Below are 9237 nucleotides of genomic sequence, written 5' to 3' on the forward strand. Positions count from 1 at the left end.
GTGCCGTTCAGGCCCGGGGCTTCCGGGCTGACACGGTGCAAGGTGCTCCCGCCATGTGCCGCGAAAATGTCCCGCGCGTTTCCGAATGTGTTTGCAGCCGCTATTCGGACGCGGTCTGGACTTCCTGCGCCTGGGCTGGCTTGTCCGCCGAGGCAGCGACCTTGCCGTCGAGCGCGAGGTAGATGTTGAACCACGCCAGGTACGTGCGCCACGCCGGGTCGCGCTGCTCGATGAGCGTCCGCCGCGCCTGCTCCATCCGCTGGGGCACGTCGAAAGGCATCCGAGTCTTGTCCTCGGATTGCAGCTGCGCCGCGAACCAGAGCACGTCCAGTTGGCCCGCATCGACCGGCGCGTGCGTGCGAGCCATCAGTGAGTCGGAGTGCTCCAGCGCCTTGCCCAGCCATTGCGCCGCCTGCGCCGGGTCGCGGCGGTCCACGGCGTTCTCCGCCAGCCGCAGCTCCGCCAACGTCACCGCGCGGATGTCCTCGTCGCGATCCAATTCGTCGAACTGTTCCAGGAACAGCGCGCGCCGCTGCTCCAGCGCTCGGGCTGCGGCGTCCATGCGCCCGAGCCGCGTCTCCGCGTTGGCGCGCAGCCCCGCGGCGATGATGCGATACGCGCGCTGGACGAGATTGGGCGTGGCGCGCGCCTGCTTCAGCGTGGCCCGCACGGCGGGCGTCGCCAGGTCCCGGTCCACCTGGTCCAGGTCCTCCAGCGCCCGCTGGGGTTGATCCGCGCCCAGCGCCGCGCCGCAGCGGGCCAGCCGCAGCACCAGCCGGTTGCGCAGGCCCTCCTCGTCGCGGGGGCCGGCTTCGATGCCGGGCAGCACGCGGTCGTAGAGCGTCAGGGCCCGTTCGAATTTGCCCGCGGCCAGGTTGTAGAGCGCCGCGCGGTCCATCACCAACGGGATGAACCGGGCCATCTTCGGCACGGACTCCACCGTGGCCAGGGCCTTGTCCGCCGCCTGCGCGGCCTCCGCCTCGCGGTTGACGTGCAGGAGCGCCCGGGCCCGGGCCAGGGCCACGGACAGCCCCGCCCCGCTGTCCGCGTAGGGCAGCTTGTCGCGCTCGTCCAGGTAGCCCAGGGCGATGTGGTAGTTGCCCACCTGCGTGTGCAGCAGGCCCAGCGCGCCGAGGATCATGGCCTTGTAGCGCGCGTTGTTGCGCACCAGGTCCAGGGCGACCAGGTAGTGCCGGTTGGCGCGCTCGGCTGCGGCGGGGTTGCGGCCGCGCAGGAAGTCCTCGTGGTGGATGGCTCCCATGAGGGCCTGCACCTCGCGCTGGTTCTTGAGCTCCTGCCACGCCGCGCGCAGCTCCGCGAGGCCGGTCTTCACCGCCTGGGCGTGGGCGTCGTCATCCAGCTTGGACAGCCGGCGCGTCGTCACGTAGGCCTTCACGAAGTGCGAGAGCGACACGGCCTTGCTCGGCACCTCCGTGGTGACCTCCTTGATAACCACCTCGGGGGCGACGCCCGCGCGCAGGCGCAGGCTCATGGACTCGACGGCGCTCTCCAGCGAGCCCGTCCTGCGGGTCACGAGGTCGAAGTCCGCGCGCGCCTCGTCCATCCGGTCCCGCCCCATGCGGCGGTAGGCGCGGCCCATCAGCGCTCGGCGGAACAGCCGCTCCGCCCGTCGCCGCTCCTCGGTGCCGGCCGGTGCGTCGTCGACGTAGCGCGTTGCCAGGGCCTCCATCACGCCGTCGGCGCCCAGGCTCGCCGCGCGCTCGGCGGCGTCCTGCACCACCATGCGGCGGCGGAGCGGATCCGTCTGCTGTTTGTAGAACGCGACCAGGGCGTCCCGGACGGGGCGGGGAGGGCGCTCCTGGTTCAACGCATTGACGTGGCGGCCCAGCTCCAGGGCGAACGCATACGGCGTCCCGGGAGGCTCCGCCGCGAGCGCCTGGGCCATGGTGGCGTCCGCTTCCGCGTAGGGGCGTCCCCGGTACAGCGCGCGGACGGCGCCGCGCGCGAAGTCCAGCTGGTCGTCCTGCTTGAAGACCTTGTTCTGGGAGAGCTTGCGGCCGGCGGCGACCAATGCGTTCCGGTCGTCCAGCTCGCGGTACAGCGCGTCCGCCTGTTCGTACCAGCCTTCCAGCACCGCGCGCGGCGTGGTGTCCGTCAGCTCGGCCGCCTCCAGCTCCTGGCGGGCGAGCGCGAAGTCGCCGGATGACTGCGCCAGCTCGCTGCGCACGACGTGACGGTAGACGGCGGAAGGCGGGCTGGGCGCGGCGGCGGGATCCAGGGCCGCCATGCGTTGGCGTTCGCCCTCCTGCAGCTCATCCACCATGCGGCCCCGGTCGCGCTCCTTCAGGGCCTTCCGGTGGGCGATGAGGATGCGCAACGGCTCCGACAGCCCGGCGGTGACAGGGTCGTCCACCTTCGACATCTGGCGGGCGTAGAAGTCCGCGGCGTCGAAGTCGCCGTAGGCCAGGTGGAGCTGGCTCAGGCGCATCATCAACAACCGGCGGAGCTTGGGCCGGGTCTCGAGCAGCAGGCGCTGGCGGTAGAGGATGAGCTGATCCGCGCGCCGGCCCACCATGCCCAGCTCCTCGCTGAGGCGCTTCACGTCCCATTCACCGGGCACCTGGCCACCCAGCGGCAGCTGATACACGTCCAGCGACTGGCCCCGGGAACAGGTCGTGATGAGCGACGCGGCGGTGGGGGACGGGTACTCGCAGTTCCACGCCTCGCTGGTGAGCTGGTCCGGACTGGCGGCGGCGGCCTGGGCGGGCGCGTCGTCGCGCTCGGAGGCGAAGGGCACGCGGAACAGCACCCCGCTGTCGCTCGCGTCAATCACTCCGTCCCCGTTGGAGTCGGTGAAGAACTGCACCACGTACAGCGAGCGTCCGTCGCGCGCGAACACCGGCTGGCCCGTCTTCCCTGGGATGTCCAGCGTCAGCGGGACGGGGGCCGCGCCGGGGACATCCAACCGGATGGCCTCCAGGTGCGGCGCCGCTCGCGCGGCGAAGCCCGGTCCCACCTCCTGCACGGAGCGTTGGACCGGGACGTACACCAGCCAGCGTCCATCCGGGGAGATGGTGGGGCTGGTCAGGTTGCGGTCGAGCAGCGGCGTCACCTGCCATCCGGCCCCGAGCGCCACCTTCGACAGGCGCAGGTCTCCCTGGATGGTCGCGCGGCTCACCAGCGCGATGTGCGTGTCGTCGATCCACTCCGCCTGCAGCGCGCTGAGCTCTTCTTCCAGACAGCGGCGCTCCTTCGCCTCTGGCAGGTCCCTCACGCAGAGCTGGCCGCCGGCCTGGGTGCGGAACGAGATGTAGAGCAGCTGCTTGCCATTGGGGCTGATGCGCGGCCACGTCACGTCCGCGCCTTCGTCGAAGAGTCGGCGCTCGCGGCCCTTCTCCAGGTCCTGGACGAAGATCTCCGTGGCGATGTCCCGGTTGGACACGAACAGCAGCGAGTTCTCGTCGGGCCCCAGCTGCCCCAGGAACTGGTCGCCCATGCCCACGGTGAGCCGCTCGGGCAGGGCCATGCCTCCGTCGTTCTCGTCGTCCTGGGCCCAGGCGCCGCTCGCGAGGAGGACGGCCAGGGCCAGGAACCAGGGGCCTTGGCGCGTCAGCACTTCTTCTCTCCCCAGGTGCCGTCCTCGGCCTCCACCCAGCCGCCGCAGACGACGCCCTCCGCGTGCGCCAGACGCCAGTTCTGGCGCAGCGTCGCCTCCGGCACACCGGGGCGCACGGTCTTCATCCACTGCCAAAGCTGGCGCCGGGCGCGGTTCACCCGCTCCACCAGGGCGGCGTCATCCGCGGACACGCGCCCGGCCGTGCACTGCTTCCGGGTGAGCACCAGCAGCCCGTCCTTGCCCTCGCCCACGCAGTGGCGCCGCACGAGGTCGTCCACGCGGTCCGCCTGCGTCTTGCCCAGGTTCTCCACCAGCGGTGGGGGCTGGATGCCCAGGTCCTCCAGCTGGTTGGGCGTCAGCGGCACCGGCGTGGGGTTCATGCCCGCGCGCGCCAGCCGCTGCTCCACGTCCTTGTACGAGCCCGCGGCCTGCTCCTCGAGCGCCGTCGCCCGGTCCACCATGACGATCTCCGGCGCGCTGATGCATCCGGAAGCCGCGAGGGCGGCCACGAGCAGCAACCCACGATGTGTCATGGCAGAGCCTCTGGAGGGAACATGGTGGTGATGAGGCGGTCGACGATGGGGCCCAGGGGGATGCCCCGGATTTCATCGATGCTGACCAGCTTGGCCAGGCCGCCCATGGTGATGAGCAGGCTGCCGAAGCCCTGCTTGAAGCTCACGCGCACGTGCTCCGGGTACCCCAGGCCCAGCGCGTAGCGGACGCGATTGGTGGCGGGGTCCGTGTGGTGCGGATCCTCCACGTCCAACAGGTCCAACAGGTGGCGGTTGCCGATGCGCAGAATCTCCGCGCGCCCGTTGATGCTGCGGTCCCTGGCGGAGATGACCATGGCGGCGTTGCCGTCGAAGGGCTCGCCCCGGGAGGACTTCACGCCCGTGGCCCGCACGTGGGCCTCCAGCGTGGAGTGCTTGCCCTGCCAGTTCAGCATGCACTGGCCGGTGATGCGCCCTCCGCGGACGCCCATCTCCAGCTGGCTCATGGAGAACACGTTCTGGTTGATGGCCAGGTTGCCCGCCAGCGGCGCGATGGTCACCCACGGCGTGGTGATGCGGTCCGCGGACATGAAGCCGCTGCGCGTGAGCAGCGGGTGTTGATCCGCGAAGCGCAGCATCGAGTACGGATTGACGTCCAGGTCGTTCAGCAGGCGCACGCCGTCCTGGGAGACCTCCACGTTCTCCGTCAGCGGCACGTCGCCGTTGAGCGCCTCCACGACGATGCCGGACTCGGGCATCCGCACGTTCACGTCCTGGAGCTTGAGGCTGGACGTGGTGCGGAAGACCACCAGGTCCGGCGACGCCACGCGGAAGTCCATCGTGACCTTGCCGCTGCCTTCGACCTGGCCGGGCCGCGCGAGGTGGGCCAGGTCCTGCTCCAGCGAGCCCCGGAGCCCCATGCGCTGCTGATCACTGCTCAGGTCGAGCCGCCCCCGGACCTTCAACAGCGTCTGCGTGCCTCCATTGGACAGCTTCAGGTCCGGGATGCGGATGACGCCGGTGGGCTTGCGCACGACGGAGAACGACGCCTCCACGTCCTGGACGGGGTAGGGCAGCGCCGGCTTCTGTTCCATCGAGCGGACCTTCACGAGCTGCTTCAGCTCGATGTCCCCCTTCTCCCATTGGTCGGTGAAGGTGGCGGTGCTGGCACTGGACAGGTCCGCGAAGGTGAACCGGCGGTCGTTCATGCTGACGGTGAGCTTCTCCACCGCCAGGGTCGTGCGGACATTTCGCTGGGCGCCGTCGGCGTGGGACTCGCCCTCCCAGCGCAGGGCGGGGACGTTGATGGTCTGGTCCGCCTGCTTCCAGCGCACGCCGCGCAGGTCCATGTGGGCCTTGCCCTCGAAGCTGGCGGCGCGCGGAGGCATGGGGGCCAGGCGGAAGCTTCCGTCGGAGCCCAGGTGCGTGATGAGGCCGGTCAGGGTGCCGTGCAGTTCGCCGGTCATCGCGAGCTTGGACGGATCCACCTCCGGGGGCACCCGCGCCTTCGCCAGGAGTGGCGACAGGGGGCCCAGCGGCGGGAAGTCGCCCTTCACGTCCATGCGCAGCGCGCGAGCCTTCGGGTTGAACGCCAGCGCCGCGTCGGCGGCGACCTTCAGGCCCTCATGTCCGGTGAGCCCCAACTTGAGCGAGAGCTTGCGGCGGTCGACGTCGAAGGTCAGCGTCTGGTGTTGGGTGCCCGCGTCGGTCTCTCCGATGCGCAGCCCCTCGACCTTCAGGGCCAGGTCTCCCTTGTGCTTCCACTCGTCTCCCTGGGAGCGCAGCGCGAGCATGGCGCTGGCGGCCGAGATGTCGTCCCAGCCCGCCTTCTTCAGGCTCAGCTCCGTCTGGTGGTCCACGCGCGGCGAGGGCGCGAAGAGGGCCGTCAGCCTGCCCTTGGAGGCCAGCGTCACGGCCAGGTGCTTCCAGGGGAATCGCGCGGCGACGTCATCCGGGATGAAGGGCCGTGCCATGACGAGGTCCGGCAGCTGGGCGTCCAGCGAGTACGCCACGTCGTCGGTGCCCTTCGTGGCGTCCAGCGACGCGTGCAGCGAGCCCACGTCCAGCTCCAGCCGTGCGCGGGCCTTGCTCAGCCGTGGCTCCTCCATCGTGGGGAATGCGTCCGTCACGTGGAGCTGCACTCGCGCGGGGTCCTTCAGCACCTCGCGGCCCTCGGCGGTGATCCGCAGCGCCTCCACGGGCACGTCCGCCTTCAGCGCGAACGGGGGCTTCGCCGTGAGGGGCACCTGGAGGTTGAGGCCCAGGCGCTCCGCCATCGCTCGGTATCCGGAGGCACGGACATCCAGTGCTTCCACCTTGGCGGACAGGGCCGCGTCCCCCGCGACCCTGAAGGGCGAGGCGAGGTCGGGCCGCAGCTGATGCCCCGTCAGCTCACCGGAGGCCTTCGGAATGCGGAGCGGTGTGGCGCCCCCGACGTCGAGCCCCTGGAGCGCGAACACGAGCTTGGCGGCCAGTCCTTGGGGGGCATCTGGAGTCGCCGTCAGCGAGATGCGTCCATCGCCAAGCTCCACCTTGAGCGCCTCCTGTACGAGGAGGAGCTTCGCCACGTCGACGTCCAGCCCGAGCCGACCCTGGGCTCCCAGCTGGGGCATATCGCTGAGCGTGACCTCACGGGCCTCCAGGTGCACCTTGCCGCGCTCCAGGGAGAACGGGCGCAGGTCGTCGGGGATCCATCGCAGCAGCCGTCCCAGGTCCACGTCCGCCAGGGCTTGTGTCAGCACGGGCGGGACTTCCGACGCATCCGGAAGCACCAACTGGGCCTGCACCTCGGCGCTGTCGGTCAGCTTCGTTCGCTCCAGCTCAACGGTGGTGTGTTGCTTGCTGGCGTCGAACCTGGCCGTCACCGCGCCGTGCAGCAGCGAGCGGAGCGTGAAGCGCGGCTCAAAGGTCTGCTTCGCGACGTCCAGGTCCACGTTCACGTGCGCGGCGTCCGTGCTCGCTTCCACCGACAGGGCCAGCTCCAGCAGGGCCTCCGCCGCGGGCGCTTCACGGTTCAGCGTGAGGGCCAGCGGCTTCCCGGGCTTGCCGAGGTCCACGAGGAGCTTCCAGCTCTTGTCTTGCGGCTTCGCTTCGATGCCGGCTTCGAGCCCGCGCAGCGACCAGCGGTCCACCACCGCGCCGTTCTGGACGCGGACATAGGTCAGCGACACGTTCGACAGCTCGATGCTCGAGACGGGGAACGGGGAGGCGAAGAGATCCGCGACCTGCTGGGAGGTTCCGGGGGACACTTCATCCACCGGTTCCGGCTCTGGCGGTCCGGTCAGGTTCGTGAGCGACGTGGTCCCTTTCTCATCCGCCACCAGGACGACGGTCGCGTCGCGCACCGCCACCCGCTCCACCCGGACCGGTCCCTTCAGCAGGGCTCCGAACGACCACGCCGCCTCCAGCGTGCCGACCCGCAGGAACTCGGGCGCGACGTCCTGGAATGGCGGCGGGGTCCGCACCACCAGTCCTTCCATGCGCAGGCCGGAGAGCACGTCGATCCGCGCGGTCTGGTAGTCCAGCCGCACGCCCGAGGCTTCTTCCACCTGCGAGACGACGTGCGGCTTCAGCCAGGGGTGGTCGAGGTTGTGAAGCGCGGTCACGACCGCGATGAGCAGGAGGACGATCGTCGCGAGGAGGATCAGGCCCGCGCCCGCGATGATTCGCGTCAACCGCCGACGAGGCCGTTCAGCACCGGGGGAGTCCATGATGTTCCGTCGAGGCGACCGGCCCGCCTCCTCCTACCATGCGACGGAAGCGGGCTTCAATCCGAGCATGCCTCGCGAGCCGGGCGGCGCCGTGCACCCGGAAAAACGCTTCAACCGAAGCTGGACGGAGTCATTCCCGCAGTGCCACCCGCGAGGGGTTTGTAGGGGAAGTAGAGGTTTCGCACGAAGCGGGTGAACAGGTGCTCCTCGTTCCACCGCTGGCGGGCCATGCCGTACACGCCGGGGGCTCGCAGGTCGTGCGCGGAGACGCCGGTGACGAACTCGCGCTCGCTGTAGATGGCGAAGACCTCGTCCACCGCCGCGCGGCTTCGGTAGGTGCGGAGCATCGTGCGGTAGATGAGCTCGCTCTCCTTCTGGGTGAAGGCCAGCCCCTGGATGGCGTGCGCCATCTCGTGGAAGACCAGGTACTGCTCCGACTCCAGCCGGTCCTGCTTCAGCGCGATTCGTGCCCGGGGCCAGTCCGGATGATCCCAGAACAAGCCCGCGGTCTGGGGGGACACGGCACGGGGATAGCCGTACTTCGTCAGCGCGTGTCCGGGGGGAATCAGCTCCAGCGTCAGGGGCCTCGCGGCCTCCAGGCGGGCGATGAGCTGGAGGTTCCCGGCGAGCTGCCGGATGATCTCCTCCTGCACCCGCTTCACCTGCGTCGCCGGGGCGCCGTACGGCTTGAGCTCCAGCTTCGCGCTCACATAGGCGCGGGCGCGCGCGGGGCCTTCCGCGGGGGGACGGCCTCCGCGTGACTCGAAGACGTCGCCGCCCTCCAGCAGGGTGAAGGCGCTCAGCGGTTGCTTGAGCCCGACCTCCGCCGCCAGCGGGGTGACGTCCGGCGTGGATCCGTCAAGTGTCTCGTAGCGCTCCGGGGCCATGGGCTCAGGAGCAGGTCTTCGCCTGCTGCTTGCAGGAGTCGGTGCAGGCCGGCGTCTGCGTATCGAGGGTGAGCCGCTCCGCGTTGCCCTGCACGGAGTCCGGCGGCTGCCTCGAGGCGGGCCGGCCGCGCGGCTGGCAGCTGTTGAGACACGCGTCGTACTGGTCGCGGCAGGCCGGCGACATGTGCGACGTGTCGAGCGTCGCGCAACTGGACAGCAGGGACAGGGCGGCCGCGAAAAGGGTGATGCCACGGACGAGGTTCATGCCAGGAGTCTAAGCCAACCGGAGTAATTCCGTTCAGGGGTACGCTGCGTTGGTAATGAGCAGCGTGCGCCGGAAGAGGCCCCAGCAGGGCGTGCGGCTAACTGCCGGGCAGCGGCGCCTCCTGACAGGGCTGCTCCGCCGCGGCGGGCAGCAGGGAGTGGCGCTGCGTGCCGCGGCTCTCCTGTTGTCTGCCGAAGGGCAGAGCGCCACCCAGGTGGGCAGAACATTGGGTGTCACTCCCCGGGCCGTGTACGCGTGGCGTCGGAGGTGGCGCCAGGAAGGTGTCCAGGCACTGGAGGCCCGTGCG

Annotated in this window: 6 protein-coding genes; 1 reads left to right on the plus strand and 5 read right to left on the minus strand. The window is 70.3% G+C overall.

Features of this window, described 5'->3' with window-relative positions; translation table 11 throughout:
• Nucleotides 1-100 precede the first annotated feature (100 nt).
• The 5 genes from D7V77_RS05570 to D7V77_RS05590 all read right to left on the minus strand — a co-directional run bounded on the left by D7V77_RS05570 (nt 101) and on the right by D7V77_RS05590 (nt 8930).
• Nucleotides 101-3577: a PD40 domain-containing protein gene (locus D7V77_RS05570; protein WP_120575225.1), complete on the minus strand. Its 3477-nt coding sequence runs from the start codon at nt 3575-3577 to the stop codon at nt 101-103.
• Entirely contained in the window at nt 3571-4110 is a 540-nt protein-coding gene (locus D7V77_RS05575) for a DUF1318 domain-containing protein (RefSeq protein ID WP_120575226.1), read from the minus strand. Before D7V77_RS05575 ends, D7V77_RS05570 begins: the two co-directional genes overlap by 7 nt.
• The gene (locus D7V77_RS05580; protein WP_120575227.1) at nt 4107-7778 is read right to left on the minus strand and encodes a hypothetical protein; all 3672 of its coding nucleotides are present in this window, start codon (nt 7776-7778) and stop codon (nt 4107-4109) included. The genes D7V77_RS05575 and D7V77_RS05580 overlap by 4 nt, the downstream gene beginning before the upstream one ends.
• A gap of 110 nt (nt 7779-7888) precedes the next feature.
• Nucleotides 7889-8665, minus strand: a complete 777-nt coding sequence (locus D7V77_RS05585) for a hypothetical protein (protein ID WP_120575228.1) — start codon at nt 8663-8665, stop codon at nt 7889-7891.
• A 4-nt stretch (nt 8666-8669) separates the two neighbouring features.
• On the minus strand, nt 8670-8930 hold the full coding sequence (locus D7V77_RS05590) for a hypothetical protein (RefSeq protein WP_120575229.1): 261 nt from the start codon (nt 8928-8930) through the stop codon (nt 8670-8672).
• 55 nt (nt 8931-8985) lie between these two features.
• On the opposite strand from D7V77_RS05590, the gene D7V77_RS45915 reads away from it, so the two are divergent.
• Nucleotides 8986-9237: helix-turn-helix domain-containing protein (locus D7V77_RS45915; protein WP_147451991.1), on the plus strand; the 252-nt coding region annotated here is incomplete at its 3' end.

This window comes from Corallococcus sp. CA041A, from assembly GCF_003612075.1.
Lineage (GTDB): Bacteria > Myxococcota > Myxococcia > Myxococcales > Myxococcaceae > Corallococcus > Corallococcus exiguus.

Bases quoted from the DNA above. Each gene is read 5' to 3' on its own strand.
- D7V77_RS05575 (WP_120575226.1), bottom strand. From the start codon at position 4,110: ATGACACATCGTGGGTTGCTGCTCGTGGCCGCCCTCGCGGCTTCCGGA.
- D7V77_RS05580 (WP_120575227.1), bottom strand. From the start codon at position 7,778: ATGGACTCCCCCGGTGCTGAACGGCCTCGTCGGCGGTTGACGCGAATC.
- D7V77_RS05585 (WP_120575228.1), bottom strand. From the start codon at position 8,665: ATGGCCCCGGAGCGCTACGAGACACTTGACGGATCCACGCCGGACGTC.
- D7V77_RS05590 (WP_120575229.1), bottom strand. From the start codon at position 8,930: ATGAACCTCGTCCGTGGCATCACCCTTTTCGCGGCCGCCCTGTCCCTG.